Annotated in this window: 11 protein-coding genes; 10 read left to right on the top strand and 1 reads right to left on the bottom strand. The window is 40.8% G+C overall.

Translation table 11 applies throughout. From position 1 onward, the window contains the following. Positions 1-979: 979 nt before the first annotated feature. The 7 genes from HMPREF1519_RS00450 (at position 980) to HMPREF1519_RS10725 (ending at position 15,706) form a co-directional block, all read left to right on the top strand. Positions 980-5,722 carry a glycoside hydrolase family 70 protein gene (locus HMPREF1519_RS00450; RefSeq protein ID WP_037610551.1) on the top strand — a complete coding sequence of 1,581 codons (4,743 nt, stop codon included), beginning with the start codon at positions 980-982 and terminating at the stop codon, positions 5,720-5,722. Positions 5,723-6,203: 481 nt separating this feature from the next. After that, positions 6,204-8,189 carry a KxYKxGKxW signal peptide domain-containing protein gene (locus HMPREF1519_RS00445; RefSeq protein ID WP_022496376.1) on the top strand — a complete coding sequence of 662 codons (1,986 nt, stop codon included), beginning with the start codon at positions 6,204-6,206 and terminating at the stop codon, positions 8,187-8,189. 864 nt (positions 8,190-9,053) lie between these two features. Continuing rightward, the gene (locus HMPREF1519_RS00435; RefSeq protein ID WP_037610549.1) at positions 9,054-13,793 is read left to right on the top strand and encodes a glycoside hydrolase family 70 protein; all 4,740 of its coding nucleotides are present in this window, start codon (positions 9,054-9,056) and stop codon (positions 13,791-13,793) included. A gap of 273 nt (positions 13,794-14,066) precedes the next feature. After that, positions 14,067-14,393 carry a bacteriocin immunity protein gene (locus HMPREF1519_RS00430; RefSeq protein WP_021146107.1) on the top strand — a complete coding sequence of 109 codons (327 nt, stop codon included), beginning with the start codon at positions 14,067-14,069 and terminating at the stop codon, positions 14,391-14,393. A 201-nt stretch (positions 14,394-14,594) separates the two neighbouring features. Continuing rightward, positions 14,595-15,332, top strand: a complete 738-nt coding sequence (locus HMPREF1519_RS00425; RefSeq protein ID WP_037610547.1) for a YhfC family glutamic-type intramembrane protease — start codon at positions 14,595-14,597, stop codon at positions 15,330-15,332. Continuing rightward, the gene (locus tag HMPREF1519_RS00420) at positions 15,319-15,594 is read left to right on the top strand and encodes an autorepressor SdpR family transcription factor (RefSeq protein WP_002891308.1); all 276 of its coding nucleotides are present in this window, start codon (positions 15,319-15,321) and stop codon (positions 15,592-15,594) included. The genes HMPREF1519_RS00425 and HMPREF1519_RS00420 overlap by 14 nt, the downstream gene beginning before the upstream one ends. Then, a complete protein-coding gene (locus HMPREF1519_RS10725; RefSeq protein ID WP_306669501.1) occupies positions 15,584-15,706 on the top strand; it encodes a DUF1648 domain-containing protein in 123 nt (40 codons plus the stop codon). The genes HMPREF1519_RS00420 and HMPREF1519_RS10725 overlap by 11 nt, the downstream gene beginning before the upstream one ends. Before the next feature lie 518 nt (positions 15,707-16,224). Here HMPREF1519_RS10725 and HMPREF1519_RS00410 read toward each other — a convergent pair. Then, on the bottom strand, positions 16,225-17,256 hold the full coding sequence (locus HMPREF1519_RS00410; RefSeq protein ID WP_037610545.1) for a S66 family peptidase: 1,032 nt from the start codon (positions 17,254-17,256) through the stop codon (positions 16,225-16,227). 331 nt (positions 17,257-17,587) lie between these two features. Here HMPREF1519_RS00410 and HMPREF1519_RS00405 point away from each other — a divergent pair, with 331 nt between their 5' ends. From HMPREF1519_RS00405 to HMPREF1519_RS00395, 3 genes are all read left to right on the top strand, one after another. Then, positions 17,588-17,917, top strand: coding sequence for a bacteriocin immunity protein (locus HMPREF1519_RS00405; protein ID WP_037610543.1), 330 nt, complete (start codon positions 17,588-17,590; stop codon positions 17,915-17,917). 247 nt (positions 17,918-18,164) lie between these two features. Beyond that, positions 18,165-20,180 carry a M13 family metallopeptidase gene (locus HMPREF1519_RS00400; protein ID WP_037610540.1) on the top strand — a complete coding sequence of 672 codons (2,016 nt, stop codon included), beginning with the start codon at positions 18,165-18,167 and terminating at the stop codon, positions 20,178-20,180. Positions 20,181-20,313: 133 nt separating this feature from the next. Beyond that, positions 20,314-20,634 (top strand): hypothetical protein, encoded by a 321-nt coding sequence (locus HMPREF1519_RS00395; protein WP_081721209.1) that lies wholly within the window; start codon positions 20,314-20,316, stop codon positions 20,632-20,634. The last annotated feature ends 129 nt before the right edge of the window (positions 20,635-20,763 follow it).

Here is a 20,763-nt window from a genome sequence, read left to right as displayed (position 1 = left end):
TTTTTACATACTGCAAAATAAGGGCTGTCATGAGAGTTTATGAAAAGTGAGCATTGGGTAGAGTCCCTAAGGTTGTGGGGCAATCTTTTTAATGACAATCCTTATTTTTCCAAGTCTCCTCAATTTCGGTATTGTGAGACTGTTCAAGTCAAACATGAGTCCTGACGAAATGATTTTAGAAAAACGAGAGTCGTTGGGGATTTTCCTCCTTTCTAAGCATGGAAGATCTCGTTTTTTTGGGGTTTCTAAGACACAAAAAACTAGAGCTTACTAGTATGGGGCGTCCCCTCTAGAGCTCTAGTTTGAGATGATGCTGTATTTTTAGAAATGAGCCCTAGTTTGATGATTCAAAGTGACTCAGGAATGGTCATCCTACTATGATTTTTATTTAGGCATTAGGCAAGTAATGTCAATCTTTTAGATAATCCCCAAGTGTCCTTTAAAGCAAGATTAAAACGCTTACATATTCACCTAGCTTCATTATAATCCTTTTTTAAGAATAAACAATAGAAACTAACAGAAATACCTAAAATGTTAAAGAACTGACATAAAAGATTCTATATTTAGTTTCGTTAGTCAAATAAGAATTCACCTGTGTAAATCATTTATATTTTTAATTTTTGTTCCTCATAGACAGACCACGATCTTAGTCAGATGAAAAAATAGAGTCTTTCTATCTAAAATTTTCTTTTCAGAATTGTCTTTTTAGGGTCTGCTTCTCTCATAGTTTTGCTATCTCTTAAGCTTAATTGAAGCTTACTTTAATGATGAAAATCCTTTAAGAATAAGTGTTTGAGAATCAGATACTCTCTATTTAAGACCTTACATGAAGTGTAAGGTCTCATTTTCGCTAATCAAAGTTAATATAACTGAGCGCATGGCAGAGATTTATGAAAAGAAGATGACTTTTTCCTATTTGTAATTTGTCTGAATATATCATAGAGTAGAGTCAACAACAGAAAAAGGATGATTGATATAGATGGAAAATAAGGTACGTTTTAAACTACACAAGGTTAAGAAAAACTGGGTAACTATCGGGGTGACCACTCTCTCAATGGTTGCCTTGGCAGGCGGAAGCCTCCTAGCTCAAGGTAAGATAGAGGCTGATGAGACAAGCACGCCAAATGGTGATGGCCTGCAACAGCTGAGTGAGGATGGGACTGCTAGTCTAGTGACGACAACAACTGTTACTGAGCAAGCTAGTGCTCAAGCAAGTGTGGCAGCAGTAGCAACAGCAAGCGTAAGTCACGAAACAAGCTCTCAGGTGGTAGCAAGTGCGGTCACTCAAGAGGCAACTGTCCAAGCACAAAGTAGTCAAGTTATCGGTCAAGAAGTGGCAGTTTCTTCGCAAACTCAATCCAGTGGCCAAGAGACAGAGACTACGGAACAGGTGTCACAAGGTCAGACATCAACTCAAGTAGCTGGGCAAACAAGTGCTCAGTCTACTCCAAGTGTGACAGAACAAGCAAGACCTAGAGTCTTGACCAATGCTGCACCATCAATCGCCACACGCGCTGCTGATAGCACTATTCGTATCAATGCCAACCGCAACACTAACATTACGATTACGGCCAGCGGTACGACACCAAATGTAACCATTATCACAGGGCCAAACACTCCTAAGCCAAACGTGACGGTGACAAGTCCAAATGGCACAAGACCAAATGTGACCATTGTAACGCAGCCAAATCAACCAAACAAACCTGTTCAACCGAGTCAACCGTCCCAGCCGTCTCAACCTAACAAGCCAGTCCAACCAAGTCAGCCAAGTCTTGACTATAAGCCAGTAGCTTCCAACTTGAAGACTATTGATGGCAAGCAGTATTATGTTGAAAATGGCGTCGTGAAAAAGAACGCAGCCATTGAACTTGATGGGCGTCTTTATTATTTTGATGAGACTGGGGCTATGGTAGATCAAAGTAAACCTTTGTATCGTGCCGATGCCATTCCAAATAACTCTATCAATGCGGTTTACAATCAAGCCTACGACACATCAAGCAAGAGTTTTGAACACTTGGATAATTTCTTGACAGCTGATAGTTGGTACCGTCCAAAACAGATTTTGAAGGATGGGAAGAATTGGACAGCTTCAACTGAGAAAGATTATCGTCCCCTTTTGATGACTTGGTGGCCAGACAAGGTGACACAAGTCAATTACCTCAACTATATGAGTCAACAAGGCTTTAGTGATAAGACCTATACGACCGACATGATGAGCTATGACTTGGCAGCCGCTGCCGAAACGGTTCAACGAGGAATCGAGGAACGTATTGGTCGTGAGGGCAATACCACTTGGCTTCGCCAGTTGATGTCAGATTTCATCAAAACACAGCCTGGCTGGAACTCTGAGAGTGAGGACAATCTCTTAGTTGGTAAAGATCACTTGCAAGGAGGAGCACTGACCTTCCTAAATAATAGTGCGACAAGTCATGCCAATTCAGATTTCCGCCTCATGAACCGCACACCGACTAACCAAACGGGGACACGCAAATATCATATTGACCGTTCAAATGGTGGTTACGAGTTGCTCTTGGCTAACGATATCGACAACTCTAACCCAGCTGTTCAGGCAGAGCAACTAAACTGGCTCCACTACATCATGAACATTGGTTCTATCCTTGGCAATGATCCAAGTGCCAACTTTGACGGTGTTCGTATCGATGCGGTGGACAATGTGGATGCGGACCTCTTGCAGATTGCTTCTGACTACTTCAAGGAAAAATACCGTGTCGCAGACAATGAAGCCAACGCTATTGCCCACTTGTCAATCCTTGAAGCTTGGTCTTACAACGATCATCAATACAACAAGGATACCAAGGGTGCTCAGTTGTCTATCGACAATCCACTACGTGAAACGCTTTTGACGACTTTCTTGCGTAAGAGCAATTACCGTGGCAGCTTGGAGCGCGTGATTACTAACTCTCTTAACAACCGTTCAAGTGAGCAGAAACACACGCCACGTGATGCCAATTATATTTTTGTGCGTGCCCATGATAGTGAAGTGCAAGCTGTTTTGGCCAATATCATTAGCAAGCAGATTAATCCAAAAACAGATGGTTTCACCTTCACTATGGATGAGCTCAAACAGGCTTTTGAAATCTACAATGCGGACATGCGCAAGGCTGATAAAAAGTACACCCAGTACAATATCCCAGCTGCCTATGCCACAATGTTGACCAACAAGGACAGTATCACTCGTGTTTACTACGGGGACCTCTTTACCGACGATGGCCAATACATGGCTCAAAAATCACCATACTATAATGCTATCGATGCCCTGCTTCGTGCTCGCATCAAATATGTAGCAGGTGGTCAAGACATGAAGGTTACTAAGCTTAATGGCTATGAAATCATGTCATCTGTGCGTTATGGTAAAGGAGCAGAAGAAGCCAACCAGCTTGGTACTGCCGAAACACGCAACCAAGGAATGCTCGTCCTTACAGCCAACCGTCCAGATATGAAGTTGGGAACAAATGACCGTTTGGTGGTCAATATGGGAGCTGCCCACAAAAACCAGGCTTACCGTCCATTGCTTCTCAGCAAATCTACAGGTCTTGCGACCTACCTCAAGGATTCTGATGTGCCAGCTGGATTGGTTCGCTATACTGACAATCAAGGGAACTTGACCTTTACAGCAGATGATATCACTGGTCATTCAACCGTTGAAGTTTCAGGTTATTTGGCAGTTTGGGTGCCAGTAGGTGCTTCTGAAAACCAAGATGCTCGAACCAAGGCTTCGACGACCAAGAAAGGTGAGCAGGTCTTTGAATCATCAGCTGCTCTTGACTCACAGGTCATTTACGAAGGTTTCTCAAACTTCCAAGATTTCGTTAAGACACCAAGTCAGTACACCAACCGTGTCATTGCTCAAAATGCCAAACTCTTCAAAGAGTGGGGAATCACTTCCTTTGAATTTGCGCCACAGTACGTGTCTAGCCAAGACGGCACTTTCTTGGATTCTATCATTGAAAATGGCTATGCCTTCGAGGATCGTTACGATATTGCCATGAGTAAGAACAACAAATACGGTTCACTCAAAGACCTCATGGATGCCCTTCGTGCCCTTCACGCAGAAGGTATCTCAGCCATTGCTGACTGGGTTCCAGACCAAATTTACAATCTTCCTGGAAAAGAAGTGGTAACAGCCTCACGTACCAACAGCTACGGCACACCACGTCCAAATGCCGAAATCTACAATAGTCTCTATGCAGCTAAAACACGTACCTTTGGAAATGACTTCCAAGGCAAGTACGGTGGTGCCTTCCTCGATGAGTTGAAGGCGAAATACCCAGCTATCTTTGAGCGCGTGCAGATTTCAAATGGCCGTAAATTGACAACCAATGAGAAAATCACGCAATGGTCAGCCAAGTATTTCAATGGAAGCAATATCCAAGGCACAGGGGCTCGTTATGTCTTGCAAGATAACGCCACAAATCAACACTTCAGCCTTAAAGAAGGTCAAACCTTCCTTCCTAAACAAATGACAGAAATCACAGCAACTGGTTTCCGTAGGGTGGGAGATAAGGTCCAATACCTCTCAACGAGTGGTTACCTTGCCAAGAATACCTTCATTCAAATCGGTGCTAACCAGTGGTATTACTTTGATAAGAACGGCAACATGGTCACAGGTGAACAGGTCATTGATGGCAAGAAATATTTCTTCCTAGACAATGGTCTCCAGCTACGCCATGTCCTTCGCCAAGGCAGTGATGGTCACGTCTATTACTACGATCCTAAAGGGGTTCAGGCCTTTAACGGATTCTACGACTTTGCAGGTCCTCGCCAAGACGTTCGCTATTTTGATGGCAACGGTCAAATGTATCGTGGTCTCCATGACATGTATGGCACAACCTTCTATTTCGATGAAAAGACTGGTATTCAAGCCAAAGACAAGTTCATCCGCTTTGCGGACGGACGCACACGTTACTTCATTCCAGATACAGGAAATCTCGCAGTCAACCGTTTTGCGCAAAATCCTGAAAACAAGGCTTGGTATTACCTCGATAGCAACGGTTATGCCGTGACAGGCCTTCAAACTATTAACGGTAAGCAATATTACTTTGACAATGAAGGCCGTCAGGTTAAAGGACACTTTGTCACTATCAATAACCAACGTTACTTCCTTGATGGCGATAGTGGTGAAATTGCCCGTTCACGCTTTGTGACGGAAAACAACAAGTGGTACTATGTCGATGGCAATGGTAAGTTGGTTAAAGGTGCTCAAGTCATTAATGGTAATCACTATTATTTCAACAATGATTATAGCCAAGTCAAGGGTGCCTGGGCCAACGGCCGTTACTATGATGGTGATTCAGGTCAGGCCGTAACCAACCGCTTTGTCCAAGTTGGTGCCAACAAATGGGCTTACCTCAACCAAAATGGTCAAAAGGTAGTTGGTCTCCAACATATCAATGGTAAACTTTACTACTTTGAAGGCAATGGTGTCCAAGCTAAGGGTAAACTCCTTACCTATAAAGGCAAGAAATACTACTTTGATGCCAATAGTGGTGAAGCCGTAACCAATCGCTTCATCCAAATTTCTCGCGGTGTTTGGTATTACTTTAACGCCTCAGGCCAAGCCGTAACAGGTGAACAAGTCATCAACGGTCAACACCTCTACTTCGACGCTTCTGGTCGTCAGGTCAAAGGCCGTTACGTCTGGGTTAAAGGCCAACGCCGTTACTATGATGCCAATACTGGAGCTTGGGTCAGAAAACGATAATTAGGCAGGAAAAATGTATTTTGGAGACTATCCCAGAAGCTTATAGATTGAAAATCAGTAGCTTTCCACATAATTTCAAAACTTTTAAGTACTTGAAGTATTTTTCTTCAAGTACTTTTCTTTTATCATTTTCCCTCGAAATGTCTAGTGGATTGTAAGCAAACAATGAGTTTGATTAATAGAATCGTCAATAAATTGCTTACTTTCGTTTTAAACTATACTCAGTCCTCTAATGAAGGGGGAGCTAAAACGGCTAAACATCGGAATTTCTGTGTAAAGTTAACAAAATCCAAACGTTCTTTTGGTAACGTTTTCTAACATATAAAGGTTATAGGTATATATCTTAGGCTTGTTTCTTCAAATGGATTATGGGTAGAAGGTTAGTCTTATGAGACTAGGGTTATGCATCTGTAATTGTATTCGCTTCCAAAATCCCTTAACATAGTATAGAGAAATAAAGTTATATTGAAAGGTGTATGTTATGGAAAAGAAAGTTGGATTTAAGTTGCACAAGGTCAAGAAAAACTGGGTGACTATTGGAGTTAGTACGCTGTCGATGGTTGCACTTGCGGGTGGAGCACTTTTAGCAGATCAATCGGCACAAGCAGATGAAGTGTCACTTCCTAATGGAGACGGTTTTGAACAAACAGATGCAGGCATTGAGTCAAGTGCTTCATTGATTAATGAAAGCTATTCGCCAACCTTGACGGAAGATGCTGGCCATTTGTCAGCGGTGTCATCTAACTATGGCAGTCAAACAAGCTCAGGCTACGAGTCTTCATCATCTGTCTCAACAGGAGGCTCATCACAGACTGTGGTAGGTGGTGGATCTGGTCAAGTCAGCTCGTCACAATCTTCTCAAGTAGTAGGAACACAAACCTCTAATTCATCACAAACGGGTTCTGCTTACCAATCAAGTAGCAGTTCGGCATCAGTAAGTGCTAGTGCGTCAAGTTCTTCAAGCTCATCAAGTTCAGCTTGGTATTCTTACTCGTCTTCATCATCATGGTCATCATCATCGTCAGCTAGCGGTTTTGCGACAATTACGACAAGTTCGTCTGACTCAAACGGCATTCATTGGAATGGTGGTCGAAACACGACAATTACCATCACGGCTTCAGGAACAACGCCGAATGTGACTATCGTTTCGAACTCTAATAAACTGTTTCCAAACGTGACAGTAGGTCAATCAAACGGTTCAAATGCTAATGTCACTATCATTTCACAAGGAAATCAACAAAATAACTCAGGTTACCAAATCATCACAGGTGAGACTAAACCAAGTGTTGATTCGAACAATGCCAAGTCTTCATTTGTACGTGTAGGCGAAAATCAATGGTATTATTACGACCAATATGGCCAAAAGGTCAAAGGTGAAAAGGTTATCGATGGTAAGGCTTATTACTTCCTTGAAAATGGTCTTCAAGCCCGTGACTCACTTGTTAAAGGTAGCGATGGCTACACTTATTACTACGATAAAAATGGTGTGAAAGCTATCAACGGTTTCTACGATTTTGCAGGTTATCGTAAGGATGTCCGCTATTTCGATTGTTATGGTCACATGGCTACTGGTCTTCTTGAAATGTGTGGCACAACCTTCTACTTTGATACACAAACAGGTATCCAAGCGAAAGACAAGTTTATTCGCTTCTCAGATGGCCGTATCCGTTACTTCATCCCTGATACTGGTAATATGGCTGTAAATACTTTTGTTCAAAATAAAGAAAACCAAGCTTGGTACTACCTAGATGAACATGGTTACGCTGTGACAGGAAAACGTATCATCAATGGTAAAGAATACTGCTTTGACTCAGAAGGCCGTCAAATCAAAGGTCAGATGATGCAACAAGGCAACAAGCAATACTACATTTCAGCTCAAACAGGTGAAATGGCTGTTTCACGCTTTATCTTTGAAAACAACAACTGGTATTATGCGGATGCTTTTGGTTGCCTCGTTCAAGGTGCAAAAGTGATTGATGGTAAACTCTATTACTTCAATAAAGACCACAGCCAATTAAAAGGTGGCTGGGCTGAAGGACGCTACTATGATGCCGTTACTGGTCAAGCAGTCATTAACCAATTCATTCAAATTGCGGCTAACCAATGGGCTTACCTTAACCAAGATGGTCACAAAGTGACAGGTTTTCAAAACATTAACAATAAAGTTTACTACTTTGGCAGCAATGGTGCTCAAGTCAAAGGTAAATTGCTCACTGTCCAAGGTAAGAAATGCTACTTTGATGCCCACACTGGTGAGCAAGTGGTGAACCGCTTTGTCGAAGCTGGACGTGGCTGCTGGTATTACTTCAACGCAGCAGGTCAAGCAGTGACTGGGAAACAGGTCATCAATGGCAAACAGCTTTACTTTGACGGTTCAGGTCGCCAAGTTAAGGGACGTTATGTCTATGTTGGTGGTAAACGCCTCTTCTGTGATGCTAAAACTGGTGAATTGAGACAGCGTCGCTAATTAAGATGTACTTTAAAAATCTAGAGCGAATTTTTCCTTTTCCTATATAAATTACTATTATTATTTTCCTATCAGAACTCTAGATGATTAAATAGACAAAAAAGCCAGCGTTTGCTGGTTTTTTTAGTGAAGATAAGGTTTTGCTGTTTGTTTAGGTGCTTTTTCCACGCTTAAATCCTAATAATTTTGTCCCTCTCATATTCAAAAGAAGGAGCCATAGCCGTGTTATAATGGGTACTATAGTTGTATTTAGGAAAATAGAGTTAGGGGGAGTTATGGGGAACTATCTTCGTTAAACTCAAGGTGTAACTGGCTTTTTAGAGGAGGAAAATCATGCTTATCTTGGCTTGGATTATCATTGTCATATTATTTCTTTTAATTTCGAATTATTACTTTTATAAAACAGATTCCAGAACACGTAAAAAAGCATTCCTCTATGCAATTATTGAGACCATAGGTGCCTTTTTTACTAGGTGGTAGTACATGGAAAATAATTAAAAACACCAATCAAGAGTTTTTCGGACTACCAAACATGGAAAGCAGCGCAACCTCCTAACCCATTAGCCACACATACTTTCACAGTCATTCGCTAATACCTCCCACAAAGCCTTTATTTCATCTTAGAAATGAAGGTTTTTTTATTTAAAAATAAATTAAGATTGTTGGGGTGCAAGGAGTGCTTGGAGGGGCTATAACCTAATGATACCGTTAGTTACCAATTCCTCGTTTCGTCTACCATTCATTTGAGCCTGATTTCTTAGAAAACTAGGGGCTATACATTAAGCTGACATTATAGTTGTGTAATTGTATTCCCTTGTCAAATAGCTTATGATAGAAATAATATAAGGGAAAAAGGTATATAATATGGAACAAAAAGTACGCTTTAAAATGCATAAAGTGAAGAAGAATTGGGTGACAATTGGGGTAACAGCACTCTCAATGGTTACTGTTGCTGGTGGAACTTTGTTGGCGAATCAACAGGTTCAGGCCGATGAGCAAAATCCTGCGAATCAGTCGGGTGATAGCAGTCAGGATTTGCTTCAAGAAACACCTGCCACAACTAATGATGTAGCAACTACGGTAGCACCAACTATCGCGACAGATGCCAATACTGCTAGTGTCAACATACCTGTCGCAGACGCCACTAGCACGACAACAGCTGTCACAGATAGAGCAGTAGCACCTACCACAAACGCAGCAACAGTTGACACCAACTCAGGTCAAGCAGCACCAAGCACAAATGTGCAACCAGCTGCAGCTGATACGAGTGCTACAACTACAGATACAACTAACAATACTACAACAGCCACTACAGACCGTGCAGCAACAACTGATACGGCAAATACAGAAGCTCGTACACGTAGTCGTCGTGCCTTGGCAGAAACTCGTGAAGCTAACACCAACACGTCGACTGGAATCCAATGGATTAACGGCAAACAATACTATGTCAATAGTGACGGTAGTGTGCGTAAGAACTTTGTCTTTGAGCAAGATGGTAAGTCTTATTACTTTGATGCTGAAACAGGGGCTCTTGCGACCAAGTCACAGGATGAATTTTCAACAGAACCTATCAAGGCAACCGTAGATTTTTCATCTGGAAACCAGCTCTACAAAAACGATGACAAGTCTTTGGACCAACTCGACACCTTCATCACAGCGGATGCTTGGTACCGTCCAAAGAGCATTCTCAAGGATGGTAAGACTTGGACAGCTTCAACTGAAGCGGACAAACGTCCACTCTTGATGGTTTGGTGGCCTGACAAGTCAACTCAGGTTAACTACCTCAACTATATGCAAAATCAAGGTCTTGGTGCAGGCTCATTCTCAACCAACTCTAGCCAGGAAAGTCTAGACCAAGCTGCCAAGATGGTTCAGACTAAGATTGAAGAACGTATCGCTCGTGAAGGAAACACAAACTGGTTGCGTACAAGTATCGACCAGTTCATCAAGACTCAGCCAGGTTGGAATAGTAGCACTGAAAATAGTTCATACGACCACTTGCAAGGTGGACAGTTGCTCTTTAACAACAGTAAGGGTGATACTGGCAACCGTACGAGTCACGCCAACTCTGACTATCGTTTGCTTAACCGCACACCGACTAACCAGACGGGTACGCGTAAGTACTTCAAGGACAATTCTATCGGTGGTCTTGAGTTCTTGCTTGCCAACGATATTGATAACTCAAACCCAGCAGTTCAGGCAGAGCAACTTAACTGGCTTCACTTTATGATGAATATCGGAAGCATCATGGCCAATGACCCAACAGCAAACTTTGACGGTTTGCGTGTCGATGCCTTGGACAATGTGGATGCCGACCTTCTCCAAATCGCTTCAGATTACTTCAAAGCAGCCTATGGTGTGGACAAGTCTGAAGCCAATGCCATTAAGCACTTGTCATACTTGGAAGCTTGGTCTGCCAACGACCCATACTATAACAAGGACACTAAGGGGGCACAACTTCCGATTGATAATGCCCTTCGTAATGCCCTTACCAACCTCTTGATGCGTGATAAAAATACACGTATGCAGCTTGGGGACATGACTGCTTTCATCAACAGTAGTTTGAATCCACGTGGTGCTAACGATAAAAATGGTGAACGTATGGCTAACTATATTTTCACCCGTGCCCACGATACGGAAGCTCAAACGATTATCCAACGTATCATCCGTGATCGTATCAATCCAAATTTGTTTGGCTACAATTTCACTCGTGATGAAATCAAGAAAGCCTTCGAGATTTACAATGAGGATATTGATAAGGCTCACAAGACTTATGCGTCATACAACTTGCCATCTGTTTATGCTCTCATGTTGACCAACAAGGACTCTGTAACACGTGTTTATTACGGAGACCTCTATCGTGAGGATGGTCACTACATGGCTAAAAAGACGCCTTACTTTGATGCCATCGACACCCTCTTGCGTGCTCGTATCAAGTATGTAGCTGGTGGTCAAGACATGGAAGTGAAGAAAGTCGGAAATGATGGCCTCTTGACATCTGTTCGTTATGGTAAAGGTGCCAATAACAGAACTGATTTGGGAACTTCAGAAACTCGTACGCAAGGTATGGGTGTCATCATGACCAACAACTATGATTTCCGCTTGGGTAGCAATGAAACTGTAACGATGAACATGGGTAGAGCACACCGTAATCAGCTTTATCGCCCATTGCTTTTGACAACAAAAGATGGTATAGCAACCTACCTCAACGATTCTGATGTGCCTAAAAACCTTCTTAAACGCACTGACTGGAATGGGAACTTGACCTTCAATGCCAACGATGTTTTCGGTGTAGAAAATGTCCAAGTCTCAGGTTACCTCGGTGTCTGGGTACCATACGGAGCTAAGGCTAATCAAGATGCACGTACACAGCCAAGTAATCGTGCCAATAGCGACGGTCAAGTTTACAAGTCTTCAGCAGCCCTTGATTCGCAAGTCATGTATGAAGCCTTCTCAAACTTCCAAGCTTTTGCGGACGATCAGCCAGAACTCTACATGAACCGTGTCTTGGCTAAGAACACTGACTTGCTCAAAGCTTGGGGAATCACGTCGGTCGGACTTCCACCACAGTATGTTTCAAGTAAAGATGGCACTTTCCTTGACTCAACAATTGATAATGGTTATGCCTTTGATGACCGTTACGATATGGCCTTGAGTCAAAATAATAAATACGGATCACTTGAGGACCTCCTTAACGTTCTTCGTGCCCTCCATAAAGACGGTATTCAAGCCATTGCTGACTGGGTGCCAGACCAAATCTATAACCTCCCAGGAAAAGAAGTGGTAAATGCGACACGTGTTAATGGTTATGGTAACCACCAAGTAGGCTACCAAATCATTGACCAAGCCTATGTGGCTAATACTCGTACAGATGGTACAGACTATCAAGGTAAATACGGTGGTGCCTTCCTTGATGAGCTTAAAGCTAAGTACCCATCTATTTTCAACCGTGTGCAAATCTCAAATGGAAAACAGTTGCCTACGAATGAAAAGATTACTAAATGGTCTGCTAAGTACTTCAACGGAACTAATATCCTTGGACGAGGTATCAACTATGTCCTTCGTGATGACAAGACTAACCAGTACTTTAATACTTCAGCCAACAGCCAACTCTTGCCAACACCACTTCGTGATACTGGTGCCATCACAAGCACTCAAGTCTTCCAACGTCGTGGACAAGATGTTTATTTCCTACGTGATAACCAAGCTGTTAAGAATGAATTTGTTCAAGATGGTAACGGCAACTGGTATTACTTTGGTGGTGATGGTAAGATGACCAAGGGTGCCCAAAACATCAATAACAAGGATTACTATTTCTTTGACAATGGTATCCAATTGCGTAACGCCCTTCGTCGTGCTAGCAACGGCTATACCTACTATTACGGTCTAGACGGCGCAATGGTTAAGAATGCCTTCGTTGATTTTGATGACAAACATAAGCAGGTTCGTGCCTTTACGACTCAAGGAACAATGGTAGTAGGTAACCTTCATTGGAGTGGCCACCATTTCTACTTTGACCGTGAAACTGGTATCCAGGCTAAGGATCGCGTTGTTCGTACAGATGATGGCAAATTGCATTACTATGTTGCTGAAACGGGTGACATGGGACGTAACGTCTTTGCGACAGACAGCAGCACAGGTAAACGTTATTACTTTGACGCTGATGGTAACACTGTGACTGGCTCACGTGTCATTGACGGTAAGACTTATTACTTTAACCAAGATGGTAGTGTCGGTACGGCCTACAGCAATCGTGCAGATTCTATTATCTTTGAAAATGGTAAGGCTCGCTACATCACACCAGCAGGCGAAATCGGACGCAGCATCTTTGTCTATAACCCAGCAACTAAGGCTTGGAACTACTTTGATAAAGAAGGTAACCGTGTCACAGGACGTCAATACATTGATGGTCACCTCTATTACTTCAAGGAAGATGGTAGCCAAGCTAAGGGTGAAATTATCGAGGAAAACGGCATTAAGTATTACTATGAGCCAGAATCAGGTATTCTTGCTAGCGGACGCTACCTCCAAGTTGGTGATGACCAGTGGATGTACTTCAAACAAGACGGTTCACTGGCTATCGGCCAAGTTCGTGCTGATCATGGATACCTTAAGTACTTTGATAAAAATGGTATCCAAGTTAAGGGGAAAACTGTTGTCGAAGATGGTAAGACTTATTACTATGATGCCCACAGTGGAGCTCTTGTCACAAGCAGCTTTGCTGAGATTGCACCAAACCAATGGTCTTACTTCAATACTGATGGCCAAGCCCTTAAAGGCAAGTGGACTATCAATGGCAAGGAATACTACTTTGACGAAAATGGTATCCAATACAAAGGCAAGGCCATTAAGGTCGGCAGTCGTTACAAGTACTATGACGAAAACGACGGTCAACCTGTAACCAACCGCTTCGCTCAAATCGAGCCTAATGTCTGGGCTTACTTTGGAGCAGATGGTTATGCAGTGACAGGGGAACAAGTCATCAATGGCCAACACCTTTACTTTGACCAATCAGGTCGCCAAGTTAAAGGAGCCTACGTCACAGTCAATGGCCAACGCCGTTACTACGATGCCAACACTGGCGAATATGTCCCAGGAAGATAAGTAGTAGTAGCCCCAGTGACTGCTCAGAGAACACACAGACGAGAATGAGGGAAAATTCTCAAGAAAAAAAGATCGTGAAAACGGTCTTTTTTTGTATCTCTATTTCGATTTTTTCGAAATAGTCTTGACAGTAGTCTATGAAAAGCGTAGAATCTTTTTCAAAAAAAGAAAATAGGTGTGCTCACCAAGATAGCATTTCTTTCCGAATTCGATGATAGTATAAATCAAATGTTTACCTTGAGAAAAGCAGGATCTATTTAGGGAGTGTTCTAGTTGACAAAAAGTGATAATATCCAAATTGAAGATATCTTAAACAATATCTATAATCTCATTTTAAATCCAGAAACAACTGAAGAAGAGAGAAACTTGCTCGTAACGTTTAAAAACGAAATAGAAGTTGGAAAGAAGGACAATGGTGAACTTCTTGCAGAGTTACGCAGAGCTATTCAAGTTCTAGCTGTCGACAATCTTTCTAAAGGGATTTCACTGAGTTCAGGATTGAGTGAATTGAGTAAGACACTCACAGAATTCCAAAATGAATCAGAACGTAACGCTAATCTAGCAATAGGATTGTCATCAATCGCCATGTTTTTTAGATGATTTATCTGTTTGTGATGATTAATAATTAAAATGACAAAAAAGATCGTTTTCACGATTTTTTTTGTGATTCTATTTCGATTTTTTTCGAAATAGAATTGACTGTAGTCTATGAAAAGCGTATAATCTATTTCGAAAAGTATAGAAATAGGTATTCTCACCAAGATAGTATTCTTATTCCGTCTCAATGAAAGGATAAATCAAATGGAAACACTCCTTTTTATGACAATTCTTGCCATGTTAGTTATCGCCATCATAAGTTTTATCGTCCTGAGGAAAAGATGGAAGTTTTCGCTCAAGCTCTTTTTAGTGGGACTGATTGGCTTTGCCTTACCAGTCATGATGATTGAAGGACCTATCAATGCCTTGGTTTTATCTGGTTTTACTCACTCTTCTAAGTGGTTTACCATTGTTTATGGAGGACTTATGGCTGGTCTTGTTGAAGAAACAACACGCTATTTGGTTTTTAAGATTCTCGAAAAGAAAAGAAGTTTGATGACGTCTGATATTGTAGCTTACGGTTTTGGACATGGTCTTAGTGAATTTATCTTGCTTGGAGTGATGGGCTTACTCACTAACATCATTGTTTTACAGGCCGTCCATTCAGGTCAGGCCAGTCAGTTACCTTCATTTCTAGTAGGTCAGGTCAATCAATTAACAGGCTTTGCTGTGCTTATGTCTCTCTTTGAAAGAATAGTTGCCTTGGTGTTACAAGTCTTGCTTACAGCTTGGGATTTTCTAGCAGTCACTAAGCATAGACTTTCATTCTATTTCTGGGCAATTATACTCCATGCTGCCATTGATTTTTTGGCAGGTGCTTATCAGCTAGGGATAGTCAGCAATCTCTTACTAATCGAACTTATTTTAGCTATTTATGTGTTAGGTATTGGACTTCTGACATGTCGTATTTGGAGAAAGGAGGGAACTCATGGGCTTATCTGAAACACTAAAAGCTATCTCTGCCCCTGTGAGGAGAGAAATTTTAGACTATCTAAAGTCTGGACCCAAGTCCGCTGGTGAAATCAGCCAGCAGTTTGACTTGGCTCCCGCAACAGTTTCCCATCATTTGTCTACCTTGAGAAAAGCGGGACTTATTGAAGAAGAAAAGCAGAAGAATTTTATCTACTATAGTTTGAACTTGACCGTTTTTGAAGAAATTTTAACTTGGATTCAATCACTTGGAGGAAAAGAAGATGAAAAATAATATGCAAAGAGTCATTAGTAATATAGTAATACTTACACCGGTTATTGTCGGACTAGTCTTTTACAAACAACTACCAAATCAGATTGCAATCCACTTTAATGTTGAAGAGTAAGCCAATGGTTTTATGAACCGCAATCTAGCAATTGTTGCACTTCCTTTTCTTGCGTTAATCATATATAATCTCTGTTTTTCATTCTTTAAACAAATAACGATCCCATTCTTAAAAGAGTTTATGCTATGGTTTGTCCCAATCTCTACTGTGCTTATCCAAGGTCTTATATTGACTGTTGCCTTAGGAGGTCATGTTCAAGTTCGCTTGACTGTGATTTGGTTAGTGGCACTTATTTTTCTAGTGATTGGAAATTATCTTCCTAAAAGTATTGGCCTGGCTACAAAAAATCATAACCAGAGCAGTAAATCAGTAGTGAGAAAGTTGGGATACCTAATGATTGGAATAAGTCTTGCCTTGCTAATAAGTCTCTGCTTTAATCCCTATACTACAATTATGGTTTTGGGCATTTTTATAGTTCTTATTTTGAGTATCTTGTTACCCAATTTTCGCTGTTTAAGAAAATAAAAAGAAGTAATCGTCTGATTACTTCAATCTGAGCTGAGAAATTCTTCCCAGCTTTATTTGTGATTATCAAAGCGAATGACTTGCTCCGTTGCATCTACATACGCGTGGACTCCAAAGGAAACAATCGCTCTTGGTGTGGCATGGCCGACATTCAGATTATAGACAATCGGGATATTGCTATCAATGATGTCCATTAAAGCCTCCTTATAGTCGTCATAGAAGGTTTCATCCATAGGTTTCCCGACCAAGAGTCCACTGATGACCTCAAATATCCTAGTTTCTTTTAAAGTTTGCAACATTTTTTTGAAATCATCAGGTTCAGGCTTTTCTTCACTTGTTTCTAGCAATAGAATCTTTCCTTCCCAGTCGGATAAGTCAGGGAAAAGTTTGTATTTTTGGCAGAGGTCTGTGCTATCTGCGTGTAGAGAGTTGTCGAAAATATCATAGAGAGACTCAAGACAACCACCGAGGATTTCTCCCTCAAACTGAGCATTGCCTTGTAACAAGTCAAAACCTGTATTTGCATGGCTGACACGAGGTGTTCCCAGAGCCTTGGGACTATAATCAGTCCGTTCCTCATACCAAACGTTACTAGGGCGGATTTCTGAGATTCTGCCAGTCTCAATCAATTCTTTAAAGTAGTGAAGGCTATAGTCAAGCATTTCCTTGTCTAATTCACAAATGTCTGCTAGAAAGGATTGCCCATAAAAAGTCTTGATTCCTAGTTTATGCAACATGAGATGGTTCATGGTCGTATCCGAGAAGCCAAGAAAAATCTTTTGTTTGATAACCTTTTGTAGTTGGTCATTTTCAAAAAGATAAGGTAGCAAGCGATAGGTATCGTCTCCACCGATGGCGCATAGGATCATGTCGATGCTATCATCAGAAAAGGCCTGAATCAAATCCTCTGCACGAGCTTCAGGATGTTCTTTGATAAAGTCTAAGCCTTTTAGCGAATGAGGTAAAAAGATAGGATTGAGTCCCAGGTCTTTGAGTCGTTGGACCCCCAAGTCCACTTCGTGCTTGACAAAGTCTTCACCGATAATTCCACTAGATAAGCTCACAATACCAATAGTAGAAGTCATATATTATCCTCCTAAAAATAAATTGATGCTATTGTATCATAAAGAATGATAGAAAAATATAAGGAATAGCGTTAGACATATGTTTTTATGTCAATAAAGCAATAGAAAAATAACCGCTCGATGTGCTTACTTCTTTTTGTCTGTTGGTGCTATATTTGGACCATTTGTGGTCGAAGGATATTATTATTCTTGAATTTGCTATGTTAGATGTGTATAATGATGTCACAGCGAACTATTGAAAGAGGTCGTTGCTCATGACAACACAAACAATTAACCAATTTAATTCACTTGCTCGACCTAATCTTGCTACAGGTTATAGGAGGTAATCTAGATGACAAAAAGTAACAACAACCAAATTACGGATATCTTAAACAATATCTATAATCTTATTATAAATCCAGAAACAACTGAAAATGAGAGAGAGTTGCTCGTAACGTTTAAAAATGAAATAGAAGTTGGGAAGAAGGATAATGACGAGCTTCTTGCAGAATTAAGGAGAGCTATTCAGGCTCTAGCAGTCAGCAATCTTTCTAAAGGGAAATCACTGAGTTCTGGAGTGAGTGACTTGAGTAAGACTCTCACAGAATTCCAAGAAAAATCAGAGCGTAACATTAATCTAGCAAGAGGATTAACATCACTCGGCAGTTTGTCTTTTAAATGATTTATCTGCTTGTGATGATTAGTAAAATGACCAAAAAGCTCAACTGAATTCAACCTGCTAAGTTGGATTTAGTTGATTTTTTATGGTTTTTATCTTGAGTGTCATGATACCTAATTTTCGCTATTTAAGAAAATAAAGAGAAGTAATCGTCTGATTACTTCTTTTTGTCTTCCAGAAACAGCTTGCTAAAATTTGTGTTCTAATGATATAATACAAGTATATTAATCTAATTTTCTAAGGAGTATCTATGAAAAAGCGTAAGAAAATTATTCTTGGTTCCATAACGGGAGCCTTGGCCTTGGCTCTTGCAGGAGGTGGTTTTTGGGCTTATAAAACCTTTGTCCCACAAGAAACGCCGATTGACAAGAATGCTACGGTAGCCTCAAATTTTTACCAAGCTGTTAACAAGGATTGGCTTCTAAAAACCAAAATTCCTGCTGATTCTCCAAGCATTGATAATTTTTATACTTTAGATGAAGATATTAAAGGAAAGCTAAAGAAGGATATCAAAAATTTAGGGGAGGGCAAGGAAACGTCAGATATTACAGGGATGTCTGAGTTTATCACTTTCTACAAGGCTGCTAGTGATTACAAGCAACGTGAGAAAGATGGACTTGAACCTCTCAAACCTTATCTAAAAGAAATTGAGGATATCAAGGATCTGAATGATTTGGCCAGTAAATCTGCTAGCTTGACTGATAAAGGGATTCCTCTTCCATTTGGTTATGACGTAGGAACTAACGCAGAGAATACCAGCCAAAAACAAATCCAATTGAGTCCCCCAAGTATCTTATTGCCAGATGTGTCTATTTATAAAGACGAGGCCAGCAAGAAACAATATTTGACTCCAATTGAAACAGCTACGCAAAAAGCCTTGGAAATGCTTGGATATAGCGAAAAAAATAGTAAACGCATTGTCAAAGAAGCACTGGAGTTCGACGAAATCATTGCTAAGTACAGTCTCAGTAACGAAGAGATGTCTGAAAGTAAGAATTTGGTTCACCCTAAAACAGCAGAAGAGATTAATGCCTACTCTGGTTCCTTCAAATTATATGATGTCATTAAAGGCATTATGGGACGTGATTTAGAAACCATCAACGTCCCTAATACCAAGTATTTTGAGAATTATAGTAAGATCGTCAATCAGGACAATTTTTCTAAAATCAAATCATGGATCTTGGTTCAAGAAGCTATGGCGGCCTCAAATTCTCTGACAGAAGATTACCGCTTGAATTTTCAATCGATTAGCATGGCTATTATGGGTACACAGAAGCCAATTTCTAAGGAAGATACGGTTTACGAGATGAGTGTCCATCTGTTTAGTGATGTCATGAGTGTCTATTATGGACGTAAATACTTTGGTGAGGAAGCCAAGACTGACGTGACAGGCATGATTGATAAAATCAAAAATGTCTATCGTGGCCGTCTCCAACAAAATGATTGGTTGACGGAAGATACACGCAACAAGGCCATTGAAAAGTTGGATAAAATGAAGGTTTTCGTAGGTTATCAGGAAGATGTCGATCCTGGTACTAAGGAACTACATCTTGATCCGAACAAGTCCTTCTTTGGATTGTCAGAAGACATTGCCCAGTTCGGAAAACGTTATACCATTGATCATTTTGATGATCCTATTGATAAGAATAAATGGTCTGGTTCTGCTTTTGATATCAATGCTTATTACAACCCAGAAAGCAATAGCATCAACTTCCCAGCTGGTATTTTACAAGCTCCATTTTATGACAAAAACCAAAGTACTGAAAAGAACTATGGTGGTATCGGTGTCGTGATTGGACATGAAATTACCCATGCCTTTGACTCCAATGGTGCCGACTATGATGAGAACGGCGACATGCATAACTGGTGGACAAAAGCAGATAGTAAAGCTTTCGACAAGAGGATCAAAGCCTTTGAAGACCAGTGGAATGGTTTGGAAATTTACGGGACTAAGGTAAATGGAAAACTCACAGTCACTGAGAATGTCGCAGATGCTGGCGGTCTCTCATCCACACTACAAGTTCTCAAAACAGATCTGACAAAACCTAACCTCAAGGATTACTTTGAGAACTACGCAGATATCTGGAAACAAAAGGCCAGCCTACAGTACAATAAATATACCATGGTACAAGACGTCCACGCACCAAATGAGTTGCGTGTTAACCAACAACTTAAAAACCTTCCTGAGTTTTATGAGGCCTACCCTCAAATCAAGGAAGGAGACGCCATGTATCTAGCACCAAGCAAACGTATTAGTTTGTGGTAAAAAGTCTTGCTACTTTGCTAATCAAGAAGAAGAGAATTTGGAATGGAAACATCCCAAGTTCTCTTTTTATGTTGTCGTTTTGGGGAATCATTTTCTAGTGTTATAATGTTGCTATTAAGGAAAGGATTCAAGAATGATGCATAAAAGGAATCTGATAGAAGATAACAAAAGAGCTGAGAATCAGAGCTTTCTCTACTTCCTACACGAGGAGAAAAAATTTGATGTAAAGGCACTTGATGATTTGTGTCACTACATCATAGAATTGGATACAATCAGTCTCGGGCAGTTGAGAGATATCCATTATATTGAAAATCAAATACTACGTCATCTCGTGTATCATTTTGATGATAATGATCTAAGTAAAATTACAAATCTCCCTTTTGACTACTGGGAGTATATAGAGCCCTTTGAACGCTTGGTAGCATGTTTGTATGAGGGTGATGGTGAGGAATGACAATTATCCAGATTATAACAAAGACTTATTAGAGACTTTGAATCAACAGTATGGCTATGCTAGAGATGTTAAGGAATATTTTAATTTGAAGTAGATTGATGATAGAGATTTTGCCGGTAGCCTTACTAG

Source organism: Streptococcus sp. SR4 (genome assembly GCF_000517725.1).
In the GTDB taxonomy this organism is placed as follows: Bacteria; Bacillota; Bacilli; order Lactobacillales; family Streptococcaceae; genus Streptococcus; species Streptococcus salivarius_F.
This window is presented reverse-complemented; position numbering and strand designations above follow the sequence as displayed.